This is a genomic window from Cupriavidus sp. YAF13 (assembly GCF_052113425.1).
Lineage (GTDB): Bacteria > Pseudomonadota > Gammaproteobacteria > Burkholderiales > Burkholderiaceae > Cupriavidus.
This window is the reverse complement of the sequence record NZ_JBFRDD010000021.1, coordinates 100,391-123,286: the sequence shown is the minus strand read 5'-3', so window position 1 is coordinate 123,286 and position 22,896 is coordinate 100,391. Positions and strand designations below refer to the sequence as shown.

The following is a 22,896-nucleotide window of genomic DNA, read 5'->3' as shown; positions in this document are numbered from 1 at the left end:
CTCAGACATGGGTCCCTCTTTTCCGCTCTTTTCGTCGAAGCCCGAGGCGCCCCATACGGCATAGGTAAACCTTGACGGCTCGCTTCGCATCGCGCTGGGGTGTTTCCCGCCCCTCGGGCGGGAAACACGGCTGCCACAGTTGGTTGATCTTGCCGCTGGTTGGCTCCCCTCTCCCGCGCTTGCGGGAGAGGGGATGGGGGAGAGGGCGGGCGACCGATATGCCGCCGTCATGCCAATCCGCATTGACCTGCCGTACCTTCAAAACAAATGGCGCATGCCCAGCATCACCGTCGTCTGGTTGTTGCGGCCGTCCAGCTTCTTGCCGCTGTCGCCGGTCCAGTTGGTCGTTGCGTTGCCGAACAGGCCGGACCAGTCGCCATGTACCCAGTCGTACGCCAGTGCCAGATACACGTCGGTGCGCTTGCTGAAGGCGTCGGCGCGGGTGCGGTCGTGCATCACGCTTGCGGTCAGCGTGACGGCGGGGGTGACCGTGTAGTTGGCACCCACGGTGAAGAAGTCGTCGCGCCGGCTGCTGCCAAACACCGAGTTGAACGCGGCGCGGTTAGTGGCCGTGGCGGCGGTCGACATGCTGGTGATGGTGGCGGTATCGGTGCCGCCCTTGGACGAGTCGAAGCCAGCGTCGCGGTCGCTGTAGATATAGTTGGCGAACAGGCTCGCGCGGCCCGCCGAGGCTTTCAGCCCGGCCAGGTAGATGCGCGCGGCGCGGCTCATGCTGTCGCGGGTCTGCTGGAAGTCGCCCACGGCCACGAGCGGGCCCGAGGCGTACTTCACGCCCAGCGAGACCGACGACATCGCGGCGCCTTTGCCCGCGGTCTCGCCCAGCGCGTACTCGGCAATCAGCGCCACCGGGCCGTAGTTGCCGGTGTAGCTGATCGCATTGTCATAGCGCTGGCCGGTCAGGAAGACCATCCACGCATTGGACGGCGCGGCGCCCACGCCGAGCGGGTCCACGTGGTACAGCATGGTGTTGGCCGTGGTGTATTGCCGGCCCAGCGCCACCTCGCCGTAGCGCTTGCTGCCGATCCTCACATAGGCCTGGCGCCCGAAGAGCTGGCCCTGCTGGTCGAGCTTGCCGGTGTCCGCCAGCAGGCCGTTTTCGAGCACGAAGCCCGCCGACAGATCGCCGCCCAGGTCTTCGCTGCCCTTCAGGCCGAAGCGGCTGCCGTACAGAAAGCCCTCGCCACCCTGTTGCAGGCCAGCCAGCGCGCTGCCGTTGGGGTCCGAATGGGTCTGGTAGGTGAGCGCGGTGTCGATCACGCCGTACAGCGTGACGCCGCTCTGCGCCATTGCGGCGGCGGGCAGGCTCAATGCGAGTGCGCCAAGCCGGTGCTTGTTAGTCATGGTGTTTCCTCCTCCAAGGGCAATGGGGGGCCCGCGCAGGGGTCTTTCGCCCTGCGTCGGGGTGTGGCGTGGGTGGTTCAGCGCCGGGAGGCGCCGGGGTTCAGATCCGGAAATCAGGCCCGGAAGTCTTGCCAGCCGTCCATGCCGGCCGGCCCGGTGATACGTGACAGGGGGAAGGTCTCGCCCTCGCGCAGCGTCTGTACCTGTCCCTCGGCAGTGAAGTGCAGCGCGTGGCGTTCGCCCAGCACGGTGCCGTTGCTGCCGTCGGAGAGCAGCGCGGAGCCTTCCGGCAGCGCGAAGACCTGCTCCGGCGCATTGATGTGCAGGAACTCCGCCAGGCGCTCCTCGCGGCTTTCGCCGTTATGGCCGGCGGGCTTGCCGCTGATGAAGTGCGGGTTGATCTGGAACGGCACCAGGCGCAGCGCGCGCAGCGAGGGCGGCTGCACGATGGGCATGTCGTTGGTGGTGCGGATGGTCGGGCTGGCCACGTTGCTGCCGGCGCTCCAGCCCACGTACGGCGTGCCGGCCTGCACCTTGGCGCGGATCGCGTCGACGAGATTGGCGTCGTACAGGCGCTTGAGCAGCGCGAACGTGTTGCCGCCGCCAACCGCGATGGCTTCGGCCTCGTCCACCGCGCGGCGCGGGTCGGCACTGTGGTGGACGGACGCCAGCGCGTAGCCCAGGCGCTCGAACATCGGCTTGACCATGCCTTCATAGGCATCGAAGCTGAAGGTCACGCCGGCGAAGGGGATGAACAGGACCTTGCGCGGCTCGTGCTTGAGCAGGGCATGGATCTGCGCGTCAGCGTGTTCGAGGTAGCCGAGGTTGTCCTTGCGGGAGCTGCTCATCAGCAAGATGCGTTGGTTCATGTCGGGTTCCGGTAGTTCAGTCGTGATGTCAGGTTCAGGCCACGGCGGCGGCGATCAGCTCGGCCACGCGGTCGATTTCCTCATGGGTATTGAAGTAATGCAGCGAGACGCGCGCCATGGTGGACACGCCGTAGCGCGCCAGGATGGCATCGGCCATGAAGTTGCCGGCTTCGATGATGCACTGCTGCTGCTCCAGCGCGGCTACGATTCTCGCCGGGTTCACGCCGCGCACATTGAAGGGCACGATGCCGATGCGGTCGGCGGCATCGGATGGGCCGTAGAGTTCGAGGCCAGCGACGGCGCAGAGCTTCTGCACGGCGTAGGCGGTGAGATCCAGCACGCCCCAGCTCGGCTGGCGCACGCTGAAATGCGTCGGCAGGCCTAGGGTGCCGTTGAGGGTCTTGAGCATGCGATCTTTGCGTCTTGCCGTTTTTGTGTCTCTATATAAGAGACGGTGTCGCTGCATTTGTAAAATGCCAGGCTTGGCCGTGGCATCGAACAATCAGGGTAAACACCGAACGCCGCCGCGCAACGGCGCACGCATGTGTGCTTCGCCACACCATGACGCCGCCTATACTTGGGCGGGAATGTGCAAAGGAAGGGGCCCCGCATGCCAGTCCACGAGCAGCCTTCGGATGACGAACTGGCCCGCATTGCGCGCCGGCGCCGGCAGCTCGGCATTGCCCGGCGCGTGCGCGATGGCGACAGCAACTGGGCGCTGGCACTCTCGGGCGGCGGGATCCGCAGCGCGACGTTCTGCCTGGGCGTGATGCAGGCACTGGCCAAGGCGCCTGCACCACCGGTGGCCGGTCCCGCGCTGCATGCAGTTGCCAAGGAGGCGCCGTCGGATGCCATCCAGGAAGGCGACGGACCGGATGCCATCAACCCTGCCCCCGCGCCAGCCACCACCTCCTTGCTTGGCCAGTTCGATTACCTGTCCACCGTCAGCGGCGGCGGCTACATCGGTGCTTTCTTCTGCAGCCTGTTTGTGCCGGGCCGGTTGAAGCCGGGCACCACGCCGCCGGAGGCCGCGGCACTCGCCTACCGCACGCTGCAGCATGAGCCGCCGGAGCGCATCCGCTCGTCGGCATCCTACGGCCCCGACCCGGGGCGCGCCGCGATGGCGTGGCTGCGCGAGAACGGCCGTTACCTGACGCCGACCGGCGCCGGCGATTCGCTCTACGCGGCCTCGCTGGTGGTGCGCAACTGGTTCGCCATGCAGTACGTGATCGGCAGCGCGCTGCTGTTGCTGCTGGCGGTGCTGGCGTTGCTGCGCCATCTCGCCATCGGCACCTGGCTCGACCTGGGCCGGCACGAGATGGACCTGCTGCACGATGCCCGCCAGGTGTTCAATGAGGGCGGCCTGGCGATCTGGTGGAGCGAGTTGCTGTGGCTGCCGCTGGCGGCGCTTCTGCTGTTTGCCGTGCCGCCAGGCGTGGCGTACTGGCTGGTCTATCCGCGCGGCGGCGATGGCAAGGCGGCCTTGCGCTTTGACAGCCTCGCCACGCGCCTGGCCGCGCTGGCCGGCGTGGCGATGCTGGTCATGGCCGCGGTCCTGCACCACCTCGGTCCGGGGCTGGTGCTGTCGTGCCTGTTGCTGGCGATGGCGGTGCTGACGCTGTCAGGCGTGGCTTGCTGCTTTGTGTTGTGCCGGATGCCGCCGGCTACCGTGCAGGACTACCGGGTGCGGGCCACGCGCCTGCTGAGCCAGGCCATCGGCATTGCGCTGTGGCTCGCGGCGCTGGGCGTGGCGGACACCGTGGCGCGCACCTTCTATCTCTACACGCAGGCCTCCCATCAGCCCTGGCGCACGCTCGGGCTGGCGGCGACGCTGGGTGGGCTGGTCTGGCTGATCCGCTATGGCGCGGCGCTGGTCGACGGCAAGGGCGGTAATGCCGGTAATGGCAAGGGCCGCATGTGGCGCGCGCGCCTGCCGGCGTCGCTGCTGGCGGGCATTGCTGCCGCCGTGGTGGCGCTGCTGGTCTTCGTGCTGTGGTCGTGGCTGGTGCTGTGGGTGCGCTGGAATGGCGGCGAGCCGCTCGACTGGTTCACCTTCGGCAACGCCTACACCACGCCGGTGCTGTGCACGCTGATCGTGCTGGCGCTCGGGCTGACCATGATCGCGGGGCGTTTCGCCGGCTTCCTGAACCTGTCGACGCTGCAGCCGTTTTACTCGGCCCGCCTGACCCGCGCCTACCTTGGCGCCTCCAACGGCAAGCGCTTCATGCCCGGCAGTGGCGCGGCGCCCGCGCAGCAGCACGGCAGCCAGCGCGCCAGGCTGAGCGTGGCAGAGCCAGCGGACGGTGACGCGCTCAGCCTGAACACCTACTACGATCCCGTCATGCTGGCGCCGCTGCACCTGATCAATGTCACGCTCAACCTCACCGTGGATTCCGCCGAGCAGCTGGTGCAGCGCGACCGCAAGGGCAAGCCGCTATGCGTGGCGCCAGGACCCTTCGTGCTGCCGGCGACGGCCTCGCGCTCCATGCCCGAGGATTCCTTCGTGTGCTTCACCGTGGACGGGCAGCGCTATTTCCCGGAAACGCACAAGGCGGGCGGCAGCGAGCTCTCGCAATCGCGCACGCTGGGCGACTGGATCGCGACCTCGGGCGCGGTGGTCTCGACCGGGCTGGGCCGCTCCACCACGCTGGGCACATCGCTGCTGCTAGGGTTGGCCAACCTGCGCCTGGGCACCTGGTGGCCGTCGTACCCGCTGGATGCCGGCAGCGCGCCGCGCGCCGGCGGCGCAGACCGCAACCGCGTGCAAGCGGACCTGCCAGGGTCGCCCTGGCTGGGCGGGTTTATCACGCTGTTGCGCACGCAGTACTACCTGGCCTGCGAACTGAGCGCGCGCTTTCACGGCACGCGGCGCGGCTGGCAATACCTGTCGGACGGCGGGCATTTCGAGAACACCGCCGTGTATGAGCTGCTGCGGCCCGAGCGCGGGGTGGGGCTGGTCGTGCTGTGCGATTGCGGAGCGGACCCGGACTACCAGTTCGGCGACCTGGCCAACCTGATCCGGCTGGCTCGTATCGACATGGGGCTGGAGATCGTGGTCGATGCCGCGGCCGCCGGCGATGCCGTGCTGGGCAGCGTGTTCGGCACGCCGGAGGATTTTCTGCCGGCGGCACGCCAGAACCGGGCGGCGGCCAACAAGTGCGCGCTGCTGTTGAACGTGTACCGCGCGCTTGAGCCCGCCGCCACGCGCCGTCCCGTATCGCGCATCGTGCTGCTCAAGCCCTGCCCGATTGCCTCGGCGCCGGTTGATGTGCAGCAGTACCGCGCCGGCCATCCGGTATTTCCGCAGGAACCCACGATCGAGCAGTTCTTCAATGAAGCGCAGTGGGAGAGCTACCGCGAGCTGGGGTTCTCCATCGGTCAGCTTGTGTTCGGCGGCGGCCCCGGCGGCGATGCGGTGGCGCGCGCCTTGTGGGCGCGCTAGCGCCCGAAACCCACCACCTCTTCCAGCCGGCGGCTGGCTTCGCGCAGGGCTTCCAGCATGCGCGGGACCGATTCCTCATTCAGGCGTTGCTGCGGGCCCGCAATGGCCAGCGAGCCAACTACCTCGGCCTGGTCGCGCGACCACAGCGGCAGGGCCAGGCCCGCCACGCTGGCGGCGGCCTCGCCGCGCTGCCTGGCGTTCTCCAGCACACGGGCCCGGAAGGCGTCGTCCTGGAAGGCCAGGATGGCCTTGGCGTGCGCGCCCGCGTGCAGCGCAAAGCGCTGTCCAAGCTCGATAGAGAAGCGCAACTGATGCTGGCTCTGGACCATGCCGACGCATAGCCCCTCATGGCCGTCCAGCCACGACAGGAAGACAGTCTCGCCGCTTTGCGCGGCCAGCTTTTCCAGCACGGGCTGCACCACCTCGGCGGGCGAGAACGTCTTGCGCACCACCTGGCCCAGCTCGAACAGCCGCAGCCCCAGCGAATACTTGCCGCTGGCCGCGTCCTGCAGCAGGAAACCGTTGGCGGCAAAGGTGGCCAGCACGCGGTGCACTACCGCGTGATGCACCCCGCTGTGCTTGGCCAGCTCGCGCACGCCCCAGGTGGGCTGGCGCACCGTGAAGTAGGTCAGCAAGGCCAGCGCGCCGTCGAGAGTCTTGAGAGTCATACCGTTATCCTGCCTTGATCCTGCTTTGCATCGGCGGCATGGTACGGATAAGCGGCGCGCGGCTCAATCTTTGTTGTCGAGAAGGCACGGTGGCGGGGGGCGCCAGCCGGACCTCGTCGTACTTGCCGTTGTCAGGAAGTGCTCTGCGATTGCGGCGAAAGACGCAAAGCAGGTCTCGAAAACTGGCTTCTCTTTTGCGAACAGAAGAGGGAGCAGGCGCTGCGAGAAATCTCGGCGCAGGCCTTCGTCGCTACGGGCGCGATCCAGCGCGTTGCTCAGGACGGCGTAGGGCTTGGTATCGAACCCGTGATGTTGGCCCTTGAACTCTTCAACGTCTTTTGCCACGAGCGCGGCAAAGACAGCACGAGCCGGCTCGATTGCGTCTGGCCGTGCCGCGTGGATACGCCAGACGTCATAGACGTGGCGAACCAGCGCCGGGTCGGAGTCGCCACGCTGGTGCCCATCCCACTTCCAGGCGCAGCGTCGCAAGAGCGAAAGCACCTTCTCCGCGAGGGTCTCCGCGATCGAGATCGCAAGCATCTGGAAACGAACCGGCGTGTCGCGGGGAATGAAACGATCCAGCAGGTAGCCCATATCGAGCGCTTCGACCGGGAGCTTGGGCGGACGATGGATGAGTTCGACTTTCAACTCTGGACGCAAGACGCCGGAGACATCCTTGAATTGCGGACCATACTCAACCGCAAGCCTGTAGTAGCGACGGTTGTCGTTGGAGAACGGGTTGTTCTTGTCTTCGATTTTCGTAAAGACGAAGCCAACCCGGGTCAGGCGCTCCTCCAGTTCGGTCGGGATGTCGCCCAGGCGCTTGCGCGTCGAATGACCTTTCGGCAGCGCATAGCCATCCGGAGCGTCTTCCAGCAGAACCTCGATGTCGATGTCTTCCGACATCCGTTCGATGAGCCGTGGGCTTTCGACAGGCAGGTGCCGCCGGCAAAGACAAGCTGGCTCTTCAGTGCTACCCGAGCCGGGCGCGTATCTCCCTTCCTGCGCTCTTGCCGATGTGCGATGTGCACGATCCGGATTTTGGCGAGTGCAATCAGCGCATCGGTGATGTGGATGTCTTTTTCCGCTACCGCGGGCGGTAAGTTGTTCAGCAGGCCTGCCGAGCGAATTCGGTGAAAAAGTGCGCAAAAATCCATAAAAAACTCCCGATTCCTCGGGAGCCCCTTGCTTTCGCGCTTAACCCGGCTGTGCCCGCATCGCACGGAGCCGGACGGCCAGGCCAAACACTACCGGTTGACCACCTTGGCCGGCATCGCCAGCACCAGGAAGCAGCTCGCCACCAGGCAGCCTGCAAACAGGATCAGGCCAGCGCTCGGGCTGTGGAATGTGTCCTTCAGCCAGCCCAGCAGGTAGGTGGCCGCGAAGCCGCCCAGGTTGGCGATGGAGCAGGCCAGCGCAATGCCGGCGGCGGCCGCGGTGCCGCTCAGGAAGGTAGATGGCAGGCACCAGAACACCGGGAAGGTCGCCACGATGCCCACGTTGGCCACTGTCAGCATTACCAAGGTGGCGGAGGTGGAGCCGGTGACGAAGGTGCTGCCGACCAGGCCGGCCGCGCCTGCCAGGGTGGGCAGCACAATGTGCCAGCGGCGCTCGCGCGTCTTGTCGGAGTGGGCGCCGTTGAGCAGCATCCCGATCACCGCCGCGGCGTGCGGGATGGCGGTGAGCAGGCCGATGTGCAGCGGGCTGGCCACGCCGGAGTCGCGGATGATGGTGGGCATCCAGAAGCCGATGGAGTAAGTGCCCATCAGCAGGCACATGTCGATCAGGCCCAGCATCCACACGCGGCGATCGGCGAAGGCGGCCATGAGCGAGTGGTTGTTTTCCACCAGCACGTCCGTATCCAGGTTGCGCTGCAACGTGCGCTTTTCGTCCGCCTGCAGCCACTTGGCGTCCTTGATGCCGTTGGGCAGGTAGATGAACACCATCACGCCCAGCAGCACCGAGGGGATGGCCTCCAGGAAGAACAGCCACTGCCAGCCGGCCCAGCCGTGCATGCCGGCGAAAGCGGTCATGATCCAGCCGGACAGCGGGCTGCCGATCATGCTGGCAAGCGGCAGGCCCATCATGAACAGCGCGATGATCTTGCTGCGCTTGTGGGTGGGAAACCAGTAGGTCAGGTACAGCAGCACGCCGGGCAGGAAGCCGGCCTCGGCCGCGCCCAGCAGGAAGCGCAGCACGTAGAACTGCGTTGGCGTGGTGACGAACATGGTCGCCCCCGACAGCAAGCCCCACGTCACCATGATGCGGGCGATCCAGAGGCGCGCGCCCACCTTTTGCAGCACCAGGTTGCTGGGTACCTCGAACAGGATGTAGCCCACGAAGAACAGGCCCGCGCCCAGCCCGTAGATCGTCTCGCTGAAGTGCAGGTCGTCCAGCATCTGCAGCTTGGCCAGCCCGACGTTGATGCGGTCGAGATAGGCGGCGAGATAGCAGGCGCAGAAGAACGGAATCAGGCGCCAGGTCACCTTGCGGTAGATGTCTGGCTCGGCCGCCGCGGGTAGTACGCCCGCCGCGCCGTCTTGATACTGATACGACATGTTCACTCCTTTACTGTTTACCGTTGTCTACCGTGTGTGTGTCTTTTCCACCGCTGCGCTCGGCTGGCTTGTGCTGTTTGCTATGCAAGCAGCGGGCCAGGCCTGTTCAGTGATGGATGGGCTGTTTTTTATGGTTTCCGGCGGGCTGGCCGGGGTGTTGCGCGCCGTCCTTGTGCAGGGGCGGCACCGCTTTCCTTCATCCGGCACTCATGTAGTGCCTGCTACATGATCGTTCAGCGTAAGCTACATAAAACAAGCTAGCAAGAGCGTGGTGGTGGTTTTCTCCTCGGGGTTTTCCCCGTGCCGCGCGGCGTATGCATTGGGTGCGCGCGGCAGGGGGCGGCGGCAAGGTGGCTTGCCGGGAAAAATGGCGGACTGATGGCTTCAGGCCGGCCTGGTATTGTTCAGTGCCTGATTAATGAGTGGGTTGGTGAGCGGGAGCCGCGCGCAGCCGCGCGAGCGTATCGTCCACGTTGTCCCAGGCGGGCTTGTCGGGGGCGAAGCGCTTGCGCAGGTAGTGCACCAGTTGCGTCAGCTGATGGTCGTCCAGGCTCTCGCCAAAGGCTGGCATATAGCCCAGATCGCTTGTCCCCGGCGTGGGAATGCCATCCAGCAGCACGCGGATCAGGTTGTCCGGCTTGTCGCCGTGCAGGTTGGTATTGAGCGCGAGCGACGGCTTGATGCCGAATTGCCTGATGCCCTGGTCACCCTGGTGGCAGACCGCGCAGGCATTCTGGTACAGGCGCGCGGCGGGTCCGCCAAGCGTGCGCGCGGCTTCGGCGCTGCGTTGCTCGAGCTGCTGCGCCTGTGCGCTGGCCGCCGCCGCATCGGGCTGCGCGTCGCCGAACGATGCCACATAGTGCGCGATGGCACGCACATCATCCTCGGGCAGCAGCGCCAGTTCTTCGATCACCGGTGCCATCGGCCCGGCCGCCGCGCCATGATGCGGGGCGTAGCCGGTGCGCAGGTAGGAAAACAGCGATTGCTCCGTCCACGGCACCGGCGCGTGCGACAGCTTGCCTAGCGCGGGCGCTTCCCAGCCTTCGGCCTCGCCGCCGCCAAGATAGCGCCGGCCGCCTTGTTCGGCGCCCAGCGCGTTGCGCGGCGAATGGCAGGCGCTGCAGTGGCCCAGGCCTTCGGCGAGGTACGCGCCGCGGTTCCACTGCGCCGAGCGGGCCGGATTGGCCTCGAAGGGCTTGGGGCTGTGGAACAGCAGGTTCCACCCGGCCATCAGCGGGCGCAGGTTGTAGGGGAAGGCCAGCGCGGTCTCGGGCGCCTTGGCGCGCACCGGCTCGGCGGCCATCAGGTAAGCGTAGAGCGCCTGCAGATCGCCATCGCTGGTCTTGGCAAAGGCGGTGTAGGGGAACGCCGGGTAGAGATGCCGGCCATCGCGATGAATGCCCTGGCGCATGGCGCGCTCGAACGCCGCGTAGGACCAGTTGCCGATGCCGGTCTCGACATCGGGTGTGATGTTGGTGCTGTAGATGGTGCCGAACGGCGTGTCCAGCGCCTGCCCGCCCGCATTGCGCGCGCCGTTGGGCGCCGTGTGGCAGACCGCGCAATCCCCGGCCGCCGCTACCAGCCGGCCGCGCTCGATGGTGGCGGCCGAGTAGAAGCCGGCTTCGGGCGGGGCTACGGGCGCAATGGGCGCACGCCATGGCATTGCCGTGGCGAACAAGCCGGCCGCGGCGGTGGCGCCGGCCAGCAGCCAGTTGCGCTTGCGGGCGGCGCCGCGCTTGGGCGTGTCATCGGGATTGGCCTGCGCGGCCAGCGCAAGCCGGATGCGTTCGCCGCTGAAGGGCGGCTCGCGCAGGCGCACGCCGGTGGCGTCGAAGATGGCGTTGGCCACGGCCGGCGCGGCGGGCAGGGTGGCGGCCGCGCTCGTGCCGAGCGTGGCGCTGGCGGGGCTCAGCGCGCCGGCAATGCGCACTTCAGGCACTTCCGGCAGTTGCGCGCCGGCAAGCGCCGGCACGCTGGCATCGCGTACCGCGGGCAGGTTGGCGGCGGGCCAGCTATCGAAGCGGCCGCCGTCGACGGTGAGTTGCTGTGCAGCGCGCGCGGCTTCGTGCTGCAAGGCCACCGCATTGGCGCCGCCTTGTTCGCCCGCATCGCTGTCGTGTCCTAGCGTGACGCCGGTGACGCTGACCTCGCCGGTGGTGGCATCCACTTCGACTTCCGCTACCCAGGCCGACCAGCTGTGCACGGGCTGGCCGCCATCGGCCAGCCCGGCTTCGATGGTGCTGGCGTACGCGAAGCCGCGTCCGCGCCGTACGTTCTGTAGCACTTGCGCGCGTTCGCCGCGTGGCTGCCAGCCGGCCTGCGCCGCGACCCGGCGCACGAGGCCAGCGCCGCGCGCGTCGTCGAGATGGCGCAGCCGCAAGGCCACGGGATCCTGCGCGCTTGCGGCGGCCACCTCGTCCAGGTGCGACTCATGCGCGAACACGTGGGCGCGCGCTGCCTGCGCCGGCGTGCTCGGCGTGCGGGGCTGTCCTGGCAGGTCGGCCTGCGCGACGCTCAGGCTGTCAAAGCGGTAGGGTGGCAGGATGGCATCGTCGCCCGCGTCGCCTGCGCCGTGCAGGGCGGATGCGTCCGGCTCGATCTCGCAGACCGGCGCTGGCGTGTGCGTTAGCCACAGAGCCAACGGCGGCGCGTGCATGACCGCCGCGCTGCCGCGCGCGTCCACGGCGCTGTTGACGGCGTAGGCGGCGATTTCGCCATCGCGCGTCCAGGCGCTTTCGATATGGGTGTTGACCACGGCCTGCATGGCGCCAAGTTCATGGGCCTCCACGCGCACGCGTACCACACGCCCTGCCGAATGCGCCAGCAGGGCGGCATCGGCGGCGGCGTGGTGGGCGTACAGGGGATCTTCGTCGTTGCCCGGAGCCTGCCAGCAGATCAAGGTAATGCGGTCTTCGCCGATGCCGAGCAGGGCGGCGAGTTCGGCCCGCAACGCGCCGGGGCGGCGGCTGGGCAGCCACACGCGCAGGGCGCTGTCGCGCCAGTCCGCAATCGCGGTGCAGCCGGCGGCTTGCAGGCCGGCGAGTGGCCATTGATAGTCCTGCGCGCTGCGGCCAGCGGCATCCGCCATGGCCTGCTCGGCGTCGCCGTGTTGCGCAACGATACGGCGGGTAAGTGAGCGGGCAAGTGAACGGGTAAGCGGCATGCGCGACGCTGCCGCTTGCGGCGGTGCCTGCCAGCGGGCGCGCAGCGCGTTGGCGGCTTGCAGCGCCTGTGGCGCGGCATCGGCTGCAATGCCGAGAAAGTCGCCACGGCGCAATACCGTGGCAACGCCAGGCAGGGCGCGCGCGGCCGTCTCATCGCAGTCGATCAGGCGGGCGCTGCGCAGCGTGCCTGTTTGCCATGCCAGCACGGGCGGGCGGATAACGTGCCCTGCCAGCCACTCCCGCTCGGGCGGCGGCTGCCATGCGCCGGGGCCGGCCTGCGCCATGACGAGGTCGTCGCGCCCGCTCATGCCGCGCCATCCTGGCCGGCGGCCTGGCGCAGCAGCACGGCAGCGCGCTGCACCGCGCGCAGGATCTCCACGTGCGTGCCGCAGCGGCAAAGGTTGAAACGCAGCGCCTCGCGGATCTGCGCTTCGTCGGGGTCGGGGTTTTCCGCGAGGAGTGCCTTGGCGGTCATGATCATGCCGTTCAGGCAATAGCCGCACTGCGCGGCCTGCTCATCGATAAAGGCTTGCTGCACCGGGTCGGGCTGCCCGCCGGTGGCCAGCCCGTCAAGCGTGGTGATGGCGCGTTGCGCCACCGCTTTCACGGGAATCACGCAGGAGCGCGCCGCCACCCCGTCCACCAGCACCGCGCATGCGCCGCACTGGCCCAGCCCGCAGCCGTACTTTGGCCCGTTGCAGGCGAGGTCGTTGCGCAAGATGTAGAGCAGCGGCGTGTCGGGATCGACCTCGGCATCGAGTTGGTACGTGGTCCGGTTGACCCGGAGGCACAGGGGGCGGGGCGTGTTCATCGGGGGCTGGGGGCGTTTTTAGAACATCACTCGCTCGGGGCCGGGGCCCGGGGGGCACCCGGCGGTCTGGCTGGGGCGTGGCTCAGGCTGCGGCGGCCACGCGCCCGGCTTCCACCAGCGGCTCGTTGAACACATCGTAACCGAAGCACCAGTCCGGGTTCTCGTTGGTGCGCAGCCACGTGTTGTTGTGCGAGACCCGTTGCACCTTGCCGGCACGCTCGGCACGGTTGGCTTCGTACAGCGAGAACGCGGCGCTGAAGTCCGACAGCCCGGTTTGTTGCAGGCAGCGGGTCAGCATGGCCGCGTCTTCGATGGCCATGGCCGCGCCCTGCGCCATATGCGGCTTCATCGGGTGGCAGGCGTCCCCCAGCAGCACCAGGCGGCCGCGGCTCCACACCGGCAGCGGATCGCGCTCCAGCAGCGGCCACTTGGTCACTTCCACGGTGCCTTCAATCAGCGATTGCACGCCTTCGTGCCAGCCGTCGAACGCGGCGCGCATTTCCTCGATGCTGCTGGGCAGCCAGCTCTTGGTCATGTCCCAGGTGGGCTCGGGCACACCGGTGACGTAGTAGATCTCGTCAAGCTTGCTGGTGTCGAAGTACACCATCATATGGCGATCGTCGGACCACCACTTGGTGCAGCGGTCATGGGTGAAGCCCTTGACACGCGCGATCGGGAACACGGCGCGGTGCGCCACGTAGCCGGTGTACTTGGGCGGCTCGGCGCCCAGCAGGGTCTCGCGGATGCGGGAGTTCACGCCGTCCGCGCCGATCACGATGTCGGCTTCGTCCACCGTGCCGTCGGCAAAGCTCAGGCGCACCACGTGGCCCAGGTCTTCCACGCTGGCCAGCTTCTTGTCGAACAGCAGCGTGCCGGGCGCCACCGCCTCGGTCAGCAGGGCGTGGAAATCCCCACGGTGCACGGTCAGGTAGCTGGCGCCGTAGTGCGACAGCGCGTAACGCCCCAGCGGGATCTGGGCGATCACTTCGCCGCTTTGCCAGTCGCGGCTGTACCAGAAGTCCGGGTGGCAGCCCATGTCATTGAGCGCATCCTCGAGGCCCAGCCGGCGCATGATCTTCATCACATTCGGCCCGACGTGGATGCCGGCGCCCAGGCGCGAGAACGCCGGAGCCTGCTCATACAGCCTGACTTGGAACCCGGCGCGCTGCAGCAGGGCGGCCGCAACCGTCCCCCCCAGTCCGGCGCCGATCACTGCGATCCGTGGTTTGCCTTGCACGATATTTCTCCTGGCGGTGTGATGTGGGTCTGAAGTGGCCGTCTGGCCAATCGGTAAATCGAGTGTACACACTAGAAATTTGCTTGTAAAGAAATGACATGCCATTCCTATGGAAAACCCTGATGCCAAAGTGACTGCCTCGATTCAATGCCCATAAACCGTGAAAACAAGCACCATATGAGAGGTTGATTCATGAAGCAGGCACTGAAATCGTGCGTCATGCCCGGTCGAACGTCTTGTTGTGCAAATAGCGTGTGTACACTACAATCGTTCGCAGGACACGGAGACCGCTGAAGGCTCCGGTCCGGCCGTGCAGGGCGCTTCTCCGCTAAGGCGGGCGCCAGGGCGGGTGGACAGAACAGACAGATGACGGAGTCGACAGTGCAGAAAATTTTCCGTATCGGCCAGATCGTGCCGAGCTCGAACACCACCATGGAAACCGAGATCCCGGCGATGCTGACGTTGCGCCAGCAGGTGCGCCCCGAACGCTTCACCTTCCATTCCAGCCGCATGCGCATGAAGAAGGTGGTCAAGGAGGAGCTGGCCGCGATGGATGCCGAGTCCGACCGCTGCGCGCTGGAGCTGAGCGACGCTCGCGTCGACGTGCTGGGCTACGCCTGCCTGGTGGCCATCATGGCCATGGGCCACGGCTACCATCGCGTTTCGGAACAGCGCCTGCAGGCCCATACCGCAGCCAACGGCGCTGACGCGCCCGTGATCACCAGCGCCGGCGCGCTGATCGATGCGCTCAAGGTGATCGGCGCCAAGCGCATCGCCGTGGTCGCGCCGTACATGAAGCCGCTGACCGAGCTGGTGGTGGACTACATCCGCAACGAAGGCTACGAGGTGGTGGACTGGCGCGCGCTGGAAATCCCCGACAACCTCGAAGTCGGCCGCCATGACCCGGCCAGGCTGCCTGGCATCGTCGCGCAGATGAACACCAAGGATGTGGATGCCATCGTGCTGTCCGCCTGCGTGCAGATGCCGTCGCTGCCGGCGGTGGCCAAGGTGGAAGCCATGACCGGCAAGCCGGTGATCACGGCCGCCATTGCCACCACCTACGYCATCCTCAAGCAGCTCGACCTGGAGCCGGTCGTGCCCGGCGCCGGTGCGCTGCTGTCGGGTGCCTATTGATCACGCCTTCGGTAAAGGGAGCCCAGCAATGAGCGAGTTTCTCCACGGCGGCAATGTGTTCGCCAATGGCATCCGCCAGCACTACCTGCGCTACGGCGGCAGTACCGGCGCGCGCGCGCAGCGCGATGCCGTGGTGATCGTGCCCGGCATCACCAGCCCGGCGGTCACCTGGGGCTTTGTCGGCGAGCAGTTCGGCAAGCACTTCGATACTTACATCCTGGATGTGCGTGGACGCGGCCTGTCCGAGGCCGGCGATGCGCTGGACTACGGCCTGGACGCGCAGGCGGCGGATGTGGCCGCCTTTGCGCAGGCGCTCGGCCTGGCGCGCTATGCCATCGTCGGCCATTCGATGGGCGCGCGTATCGGCGTTCGCGCCGCGCGCGGCAATCCCGCCGGGCTGACCCGGCTGGTGATGGTGGACCCGCCCGTGTCGGGCCCGGGACGGCGCGCCTATCCGTCGCAACTGCCCTGGTATGTGGATTCGATCCGGCTGGCGCGGCACGGTATCGACGCCGAGGGCATGCGCCGCTTCTGCCCCACGTGGACGGATGAGCAACTGCGCCTGCGCGCCGAGTGGCTGCACACCTGTGACGAGCGCGCCATCGTGACGAGCTTCGAGGATTTCCACCGCGATGACGTGCATGCCGACATGCCGTCGGTACGGGTTCCCACGCTGCTGATCGTGGCCGGCCGCGGCGACGTGATCTGCGCCGAAGACATCGAGGAGATTCGCGGTTTGCTGCCTGCCGTGCAGGTTGCGCGCGTGCCGGATGCCGGCCACATGATCCCGTGGGACGACGAGGCGGGTTTCTACCGCGCCTTCGGCGATTTCCTCGGTGCGCCGCTGCTGCAGGACCAGGCTGCGGCCTGACCCGGCTGATCCGCCTGCTTCACCCGAAAAGGAGAGAACATGCCAGTAAGCGATCACGACCTGACCCAGGCCTGGCGCCAGGTGCTCACGCTGTCCCGGCTGCAGCCGGGACAGACCGTCACGGTGCTGACCGGCGCCGCCACCCATGCGCAAACGCTGCGCACCGCGCAGCTGGCGGCCGCCGCGATGGGTGCCATCGTCAACCGCCTGGACCTGCCGCCGGTCAACGCGGACAAGGCGCTGAGCCGAGACGCGCTGGCGTATCTCGGCACCACGCCGCTCACGGGCAACCCGGCCGCCATCGCCGCGCTCAAGGCCAGCGACCTGGTGCTGGACCTGATGACGCTGCTGTTCTCGCCCGAGCAGCACGAGATCCTTTCCGGCGGCACCAAGATCCTGCTGGCGGTGGAGCCGCCCGAGGTGCTGGTGCGGCTGGTGCCCACCGAAGGGGACCGCACCCGGGTGAAAGCCGCCACGGCGCGGCTGGCGCGCGCGCGGGAGATGCACATCACGTCCGATGCCGGCACCGACCTGCGCTGCGCGCTGGGCGAGTTTCCCGCCATCAGCGAGTATGGCTTCGTCGATGAGCCGGGCCGCTGGGACCACTGGCCAAGCGGCTTCGTGCTGACCTGGCCGGACGAGGGCGGTACCAACGGGCGCATCGTGCTCGATCGCGGCGACATCCTGCTGCCGATGAAGTCCTATGTGCAGGAGCCGATCGACATCACGGTCAGCAAGGGCTACGTCACCAGCATCGAAGGCGGCCTGGATGCCGAGCTGCTGAGCGACTACATGGCCTCGTTCAACGACCCCGAGGCCTACGCCATGTCGCATATCGGCTGGGGCCTGCAGCCGCGCGCGCGCTGGTCCACGCTCGCCATGTATGACCGCGAGGCCACCATCGGCATGGATGCGCGCGCGTTCGAGGGCAACTTCCTGTGCTCCTTCGGCCCGAACAACGAAGCCGGCGGCAGCCGCGCCACGGCCTGCCATATCGATATTCCCGTGCGCCACTGCACGGTGCGGCTGGACGGCGAGGCGGTGGTCGAACAAGGAAAGGTGCTGGATCACGAGTACCAGCAAGAGCAGCAAGAGCAGCAAAGGCAGCAACGAGACGCCAAGGGAGCCATCCATGCATGACGAAGTGAAGACCTACCAGCGCCAGGGTTTCGGCGCCGCGCTGGAACCCAAGGCACCCTACGGCCTGCTGATCATCGACTTCGTCAACGGCTTCGCCGACCCGGCCGTCTTTGGTGGCGGCAATATCCCCCAGGCCATCGCCAACACCGTGCCCCTGCTGGCCACGGCGCGCGAGCAGGGCTGGCCGGTGGCGCACAGCCGCATCGTGTTTGCCGACGACGACAGCGATGAGAATATCTTCACGCTGAAAGTGCCCGGCCTGCTGGGCCTGAAGGAAGACAGCCATAACAGCGCCATCGTCGCGCAGCTGGCGCCGCGCCCGGGTGAACTGGTGGTGCGCAAGACCGTGCCATCTGCCTTTTTCGGCACCTCGCTGGCCGCGTGGCTGAATCAGCGCGGCGTGCAGACGCTGCTGGTGGCAGGCTGCGTGACCAGCGGCTGCGTGCGCGCCAGCGTGGTCGATGCCATGTCGTACGGCTTCCGCCCGCTGGTGCTGTCCGATTGCGTGGGCGACCGCGCCATCGGGCCGCACGATGCCAACCTGTTCGACATGGCGCAGAAGAACGCCACCGTGATGCCGCGCGACGAAGCGCTCGCGATGCTGGCGCGGGCCACGGCCACGGCCACGGCTTAAGGGAAAGGCATCCGGCGATGCGCGATGACCGCCGGATGCGAGGCTCACGCGCGCTTGGCGCGTGCCGGCTTCTTGCGGGCGGCGGGTGCCGCCGCATTCGTCTCGCTCGGCGTTTCGCCAGCCGGGGAGATGCCGGTGCCCGGCACGCAAACCGTACTCAGCACCGTACGCTGGATCACATCGCGCCAGTGCTCCAGCGCCGGCTTGCTCATCATGGGCTCGCCCAGGAAAGCGCTGAGCGTATGATGGTTCGAGTTGTAGAAGTAGCCCAGCGACGCGATCACCAGGTAGATATCGCGGGCCAGCACATCGGGTTGGAACAGCCCGGCAGCCTTGCCGCGCGCCAGGATGCCGTCCAGCACAGACAGGGCGTAGCTGGAGATCTCCCTGAGCCGGCTCGACTTCTTGGCATGCTTGCCCTGGCTCATGTTCTCGCTGGACAGGATGGCGACGAACTCGGGGTGATCGAGGTAGTAGCCCCAGACGAAGTCGATCAGCTGGGTCAGCGCGCGCACCGGATCCTCGGGGTCGAGCTTGAGCGCCTGCTCGGCCTCGTTGAGCTGGATGTAGATGGTTTCGAGCACTTCGACGAACAGCTTTTCCTTGCTGCCGAAGTAGTAATAGATCATCCGGTCGTAGGTCTTGGCCAGCGAAGAGATCTTCTCCACGCGCCCGCCTTCGTAGCCGCGCAAGGCGAAGACCTTGATGGCGGCCTTGAGGATCTTGGCTCGGGTGTCCTGAGCTTGCCGGGCCCGGGTTCCGGCTGCCGCGCTTTTCTTAGCGGTCGGGGTGCTCATATGTTTGATACGTATTGCTTGTTCGAGCCTGGCAGTATAACGGCCAGGGCGGGCGGCGCCGGAATCCGGCAGGCCGCCAGCGTGCCTACCTGAGACATGGAACGAATGGAAACGACACCCGGCACCGGACCCCGGTCCGCCTCTCTTCCCGCATCGGCGCCGATGTCCCCGGGCGCGCAGCGCGACGCCCTGCTGCAGGCGCGCGGCGTGCTGCTGGTGACGCGCGCACCGCAAGCCGCGCCGCGGCCCGCGCCCGGCCAGCCCGGCGCGGCCTCCGACTACATCGCCGCGCAGCCCGACATCTTCGTGGCGGTGCGCGACACCGGCGAGATCCTGGCCTTCAACGGGCATGTTGACCTGGGCACCGGCATCCGCACCTCGCTGGCGCAGATCGTGGCCGAGGAGCTGGAGGTGCCGGCGGCGCGCGTGGCGATGACGCTGGGCCATACCGAGGCAACGCCCAACCAGGGCCCCACCATTGCCAGCGCCACCATCCAGATCTCGGCGCTGCCGCTGCGCCGCGCGGCGGCGCAGGCCATGGCCTGGCTGCGCGAGCGCGCGGCGCAGCGCCTTGGCGTGGCGCCCGAAGCGCTGATCGCCGAAGATGGCCGCCTGCGCTTGCGCGGCGAAGGCAATGAGAACGCCGAAGGCCTGGCCTACGGCGACCTGCTGGCCGGCGAGCATATCGAGCTGCCGCTGGCCGACGTTATTGCCACCAAGCCGGTCAGCGCATACCGCGTGGTCGGGCGTGCCGCGCCACGTGTGGACATTCCCGCCAAGGCCACGGCGCAGCTCACCTTTGTGCATGATGTGCGCGTGCCCGGCATGCTGCACGGCCGCGTGGTGCGCCCGCCCTACGCCGGGCGCGATAGCGGCGGCTTTGTCGGCACCAGCCTGCACAGCGTCGACCGCGCGTCGATCCGCGATGTGCGCGGTGTCATTGACGTGGTGGTGCAGGGCGATTTCATCGGCGTGGTGGCGCAGCGCGAGGAGCAGGCCATGCAGGCGGCGCGCCGCCTGCGCGTGGACTGGAAGCCGGCACCGCCGTTGCCCCCGCTCAGCGAGCCGGAAGACACCGAGGCCGCGCTGCGCGCCAATCCCGCGACACGCCGCACGCTGGTGGAAGAGGGCGATGCGCAAGGCGCTTTTGACTCCGCGGACCGGATACTGTCGCGCGGCTACGCGTGGCCCTACCAGATGCACGGCTCCATCGGCCCGTCCTGCGCCGTGGCGGACTACCGCGAGGATGGCCTCACGGTCTGGACCGGCACGCAAAACCCGCATGTGTTGCGTATCGACCTGGCGCGCCTGACCGGCCTGGACGAGGGCCGCATCGAGATCGTGCGGATGGAAGCCGCCGGCTGCTATGGCCGCAACTGCGCCGATGACGTTTGCGCCGATGCGGTGCTGCTGTCGCGCGCGGTGGGGCGCCCGGTGCGGGTACAGCTCAGCCGCGAGCAGGAACATCTCTGGGAGCCCAAGGGCGCGGCGCAGCTGATGGACGTGCGCGGCGCCATCGGCCCCGACGGCGAGTTGCTGGCCTACGATTTCGTCAGCCGCTATCCGTCCAACGACGCGCCCACGCTGGCGCTGCTGCTGACCGGCGTGGTCGACAACGCGCCGCGCATGCTGCAGATGGGCGACCGCACCGCGGTGCCGCCTTACCAGTACGCCGCCACGCGCATCGGTTGCGACGACACGCCAGCCATCGTGCGCGCCTCCTGGCTGCGCGGCGTGTCCGCGCTGCCGAACGTGTTCGCGCACGAGTCTTTTATCGACGAGCTCGCGCATGAGGCCGGCGCCGATCCGCTGACCTTCCGCCTGCGCCACCTGCCCGACGCGCGCGCCACGGACCTGCTGCGCGCGCTGGCGGCGCATGCCGGCTGGCGCGAAGGCGCACGCGGCACGCGTGGCCAGCCGGGCGTGGATGGGCTGTTGCGTGGGCGCGGCGTGGCCTATGCCCGCTATATTCACAGCAAATTCCCGGGCTTCGGCGCCGCATGGGCCGCCTGGGTGGTGGACCTGACGGTCGCGCCCGATACCGGCCAGATCGTGGTGGAGCGGCTGGTGGTGGCGCAGGACACCGGATTGATGGTCAACCCCGACGGCGTGCGCCACCAGGTGCAGGGCAATGTGGTGCAGGCGCTTGGCCGCGTGCTCAAGGAACAGGTGCGCTTTGACGCCAACGGGGTCGCCAGCCGCGAATGGGGCAGCTATCCGCTGCTGACCTTTCCCGAGCTGCCGCCCATCGAAGTGCTGCTGATGCCGCGCCAGGAGGAAGCGCCGATGGGCGCGGGCGAATCCGCGTCGCTGCCCGGCGCGCCGGCCATTGCCAATGCGCTGTTCGATGCCACCGGGGTGCGGCTGCGGCGCGCGCCCTTCACGCCGGAGACGGTGCTCGCGGCGCTGGCCGGCCAGCCCGCCTGAGGCGGGCTTACTCCGGCTCGCCGTCCGGTGCGTTGCCGCGCTCGTCGCGGTCGTCGAACTCGCTCATCTTGCGCAACAGGTAGGTGATCGCCACCCGCTCGGCGGGATTGAGGTCGCCGAAAGTCTGCTCGGAGATCTTGTGCGCGAACGGCACGGTTTCCTCGATCAGGGCATGGCCGGCCGGGGTCACCGTGACCACTACCTTGCGGCGGTCGTTGGTGTCGTGCGAGACGGCCACCAGCTCGCGCGCCTTGAGGCGCTCGATGATGCCGCGCACGGTGRCCTGGTCGATGGCGGTGGCCCGCACGATTTCGCTGAGCGAGCACGAGCCGCGCTCGTTGACCGCACACATCACCACGAACTGCGCCGCGGTCAGCTGCGAGTCGGCAATGGTCTGCTGGAAGATCGCCACATGGCGCTGGTAGGCGCGCCGCAGCAGGTGCCCGACTTGCTCGGTGAAATCGTAGTCGGCGGCGGCGGGTTTTTGCGCGGCGGTCTTGCGCGCGGAGGAGTTGGGCACGATGGGCGGTCTGCAGGCATGAGATAAACGTGCCTCAGAGTATACCGAGTGGGGCCGCGCGCGGCGGGTTTTTTGCGCGTGCACGGCCCCTCGCGGGCTTCATGCCGGGACGCCGCGGTGGCCCATCGACGCGGCACTGCAAGGACCGTCAGATGCGGGGGGCGCGAACGTTGAATGCGCGCGCAATCCGCTTTGTCCGTCTCGTCCGTTTCGGCTTAATCCGCGCACCGGTGGATTTCCACCGTGATATGCACGAGCTCTTCATGCACTGCAAGGGCGCTCCTGACGCGCGCTGCCGTCAGGGCAGGGTCGTGAGTCACCAGGCTGACAAGGCAGGAGAATTTCTCCTTGCCCACTCGCCAGACATGAAGGTCGGCGACACGGGTACCCTCGTCGCCATGATCGAAAGCCTGCAACACTTCGCGCACCTCATCGACGACCGGATGGTCCATTTCGCGATCGAGCAAAACGACGCCGGTTTGTTTCAGCAGGCCGAAGGCCCATGTGCCGACCAGCCCGGCGCCAACGATGCCCATCACCGGGTCGAGCCAACGCCACCCGAGCAGCCAGCCTCCGGCGAGTGCCAGAATGGCAAGCACCGATGTCGCGGCATCTGCCAGCACATGGACGTATGCCGAGCGCAAATTCAGGTCATGCTGGTGATGGCGGCCATGGCCATGCTCGTGCCCATGTTGGTGCCCATGTTCGTGGCCGAGGTCATGCGCATCGCCCAGTATCAGCGCGCATCCTATATTGACAAGAAGCCCGATGACCGTGACTGCCATGGCCTCCTTGTAGTGAATTGCCTGCGGACTGAAGATCCGTTCAACGGACCCGAAGACCATCAAGGCTGCGATGCCGAGAAGAAAAATCGCACTGGCGAATCCCGCCAGGATTTCAATCTTCCAGGTGCCGAACGCGAACCGCTGGTCATGCGCATAGCGCCGCGCTGCAACATAGGCAAAGGCGCTCAATCCGATGGCAAGCGCGTGGGAACTCATATGCCAGCCGTCAGCCAGCAGCGCCATCGAGTTGAACCAGAGGCCAGCGGCGATTTCCACAACCATCATCGCAGCGGTGATCAGCATGACAAGGCGCGTTCCTCGCTCGGCGGCCTTGTTGCCTGAGTCGAATACGTGGGTATGAGTCCACGGGGTGATGTCATGTGTATGCATGGTCGATCTGCTTGGTTGTTGCCCAAATAGCCGCAGGCTTGAGCAGTTTCGTGGCGATTCGAGCGTGAAGCGGGCAAAAAACTGAGT

19 protein-coding genes are annotated in these 22,896 nt (G+C 67.4%); 7 read left to right on the top strand and 12 right to left on the bottom strand.

What is annotated here, in order from left to right; translation table 11 throughout:
* Positions 1-258: 258 nt before the first annotated feature.
* The 3 genes from AB4061_RS18480 to AB4061_RS18470 form a co-directional block, all read right to left on the bottom strand.
* Positions 259-1,362, bottom strand: coding sequence for a porin (locus AB4061_RS18480; RefSeq protein WP_441636255.1), 1,104 nt, complete (start codon positions 1,360-1,362; stop codon positions 259-261).
* Between the two features lie 113 nt (positions 1,363-1,475).
* Positions 1,476-2,231 carry a dipeptidase PepE gene (gene pepE / locus AB4061_RS18475; protein ID WP_441636253.1) on the bottom strand — a complete coding sequence of 252 codons (756 nt, stop codon included), beginning with the start codon at positions 2,229-2,231 and terminating at the stop codon, positions 1,476-1,478.
* A 34-nt stretch (positions 2,232-2,265) separates the two neighbouring features.
* Positions 2,266-2,640 carry an aminotransferase class V-fold PLP-dependent enzyme gene (locus tag AB4061_RS18470; protein ID WP_441636251.1) on the bottom strand — a complete coding sequence of 125 codons (375 nt, stop codon included), beginning with the start codon at positions 2,638-2,640 and terminating at the stop codon, positions 2,266-2,268.
* 201 nt (positions 2,641-2,841) lie between these two features.
* On the opposite strand from AB4061_RS18470, the gene AB4061_RS18465 reads away from it, so the two are divergent.
* The gene (locus tag AB4061_RS18465; protein ID WP_441636249.1) at positions 2,842-5,673 is read left to right on the top strand and encodes a hypothetical protein; all 2,832 of its coding nucleotides are present in this window, start codon (positions 2,842-2,844) and stop codon (positions 5,671-5,673) included.
* On the opposite strand, the gene AB4061_RS18460 is transcribed toward AB4061_RS18465, so the two are convergent.
* The 3 genes from AB4061_RS18460 to AB4061_RS18450 all read right to left on the bottom strand — a co-directional run bounded on the left by AB4061_RS18460 (position 5,670) and on the right by AB4061_RS18450 (position 8,899).
* Positions 5,670-6,341, bottom strand: a complete 672-nt coding sequence (locus AB4061_RS18460; RefSeq protein WP_441636247.1) for an IclR family transcriptional regulator — start codon at positions 6,339-6,341, stop codon at positions 5,670-5,672. The genes AB4061_RS18465 and AB4061_RS18460 overlap by 4 nt on opposite strands.
* Before the next feature lie 63 nt (positions 6,342-6,404).
* Positions 6,405-7,247 carry a nucleotidyl transferase AbiEii/AbiGii toxin family protein gene (locus AB4061_RS18455; RefSeq protein WP_441636245.1) on the bottom strand — a complete coding sequence of 281 codons (843 nt, stop codon included), beginning with the start codon at positions 7,245-7,247 and terminating at the stop codon, positions 6,405-6,407.
* A 341-nt stretch (positions 7,248-7,588) separates the two neighbouring features.
* Positions 7,589-8,899 (bottom strand): MFS transporter, encoded by a 1,311-nt coding sequence (locus AB4061_RS18450; protein WP_441636243.1) that lies wholly within the window; start codon positions 8,897-8,899, stop codon positions 7,589-7,591.
* On the opposite strand from AB4061_RS18450, the gene AB4061_RS18445 reads away from it, so the two are divergent.
* Positions 8,898-9,128 (top strand): hypothetical protein, encoded by a 231-nt coding sequence (locus AB4061_RS18445; protein ID WP_441636241.1) that lies wholly within the window; start codon positions 8,898-8,900, stop codon positions 9,126-9,128. The genes AB4061_RS18450 and AB4061_RS18445 overlap by 2 nt on opposite strands.
* Positions 9,129-9,314: 186 nt before the next feature.
* On the opposite strand, the gene AB4061_RS18440 is transcribed toward AB4061_RS18445, so the two are convergent.
* The 3 genes from AB4061_RS18440 to AB4061_RS18430 form a co-directional block, all read right to left on the bottom strand.
* A complete protein-coding gene (locus AB4061_RS18440) occupies positions 9,315-12,371 on the bottom strand; it encodes a c-type cytochrome (RefSeq protein ID WP_441636239.1) in 3,057 nt (1,018 codons plus the stop codon).
* Entirely contained in the window at positions 12,368-12,874 is a 507-nt protein-coding gene (locus tag AB4061_RS18435; RefSeq protein WP_441636237.1) for a (2Fe-2S)-binding protein, read from the bottom strand. The genes AB4061_RS18440 and AB4061_RS18435 overlap by 4 nt, the downstream gene beginning before the upstream one ends.
* 82 nt (positions 12,875-12,956) lie before the next feature.
* Positions 12,957-14,111, bottom strand: coding sequence for an FAD-dependent monooxygenase (locus AB4061_RS18430; protein WP_441636235.1), 1,155 nt, complete (start codon positions 14,109-14,111; stop codon positions 12,957-12,959).
* Between the two features lie 381 nt (positions 14,112-14,492).
* Here AB4061_RS18430 and AB4061_RS18425 point away from each other — a divergent pair, with 381 nt between their 5' ends.
* From AB4061_RS18425 to AB4061_RS18410, 4 genes are read left to right on the top strand one after another with little or no spacing between them, the layout of a single operon-like run.
* On the top strand, positions 14,493-15,245 hold the full coding sequence (locus tag AB4061_RS18425) for a maleate cis-trans isomerase family protein (RefSeq protein ID WP_441636234.1): 753 nt from the start codon (positions 14,493-14,495) through the stop codon (positions 15,243-15,245).
* 28 nt (positions 15,246-15,273) lie between these two features.
* Positions 15,274-16,116, top strand: a complete 843-nt coding sequence (locus AB4061_RS18420; protein ID WP_441636232.1) for an alpha/beta fold hydrolase — start codon at positions 15,274-15,276, stop codon at positions 16,114-16,116.
* Between the two features lie 39 nt (positions 16,117-16,155).
* Positions 16,156-17,256 (top strand): 2,5-dihydroxypyridine 5,6-dioxygenase, encoded by a 1,101-nt coding sequence (locus AB4061_RS18415; protein WP_441636230.1) that lies wholly within the window; start codon positions 16,156-16,158, stop codon positions 17,254-17,256.
* Positions 17,249-17,890, top strand: a complete 642-nt coding sequence (locus AB4061_RS18410; protein WP_441636228.1) for an N-carbamoylsarcosine amidohydrolase — start codon at positions 17,249-17,251, stop codon at positions 17,888-17,890. The genes AB4061_RS18415 and AB4061_RS18410 overlap by 8 nt, the downstream gene beginning before the upstream one ends.
* A gap of 44 nt (positions 17,891-17,934) precedes the next feature.
* On the opposite strand, the gene AB4061_RS18405 is transcribed toward AB4061_RS18410, so the two are convergent.
* Positions 17,935-18,687, bottom strand: a complete 753-nt coding sequence (locus AB4061_RS18405; RefSeq protein WP_441636226.1) for a TetR/AcrR family transcriptional regulator — start codon at positions 18,685-18,687, stop codon at positions 17,935-17,937.
* 162 nt (positions 18,688-18,849) lie between these two features.
* On the opposite strand from AB4061_RS18405, the gene AB4061_RS18400 reads away from it, so the two are divergent.
* A complete protein-coding gene (locus AB4061_RS18400) occupies positions 18,850-21,114 on the top strand; it encodes a molybdopterin cofactor-binding domain-containing protein (protein WP_441636265.1) in 2,265 nt (754 codons plus the stop codon).
* Positions 21,115-21,121: 7 nt separating this feature from the next.
* On the opposite strand, the gene AB4061_RS18395 is transcribed toward AB4061_RS18400, so the two are convergent.
* Positions 21,122-21,634, bottom strand: a complete 513-nt coding sequence (locus AB4061_RS18395) for a MarR family winged helix-turn-helix transcriptional regulator (RefSeq protein ID WP_441636224.1) — start codon at positions 21,632-21,634, stop codon at positions 21,122-21,124.
* A gap of 215 nt (positions 21,635-21,849) precedes the next feature.
* A complete protein-coding gene (gene dmeF / locus AB4061_RS18390; RefSeq protein WP_441636222.1) occupies positions 21,850-22,809 on the bottom strand; it encodes a CDF family Co(II)/Ni(II) efflux transporter DmeF in 960 nt (319 codons plus the stop codon).
* Positions 22,810-22,896 lie beyond the last annotated feature (87 nt).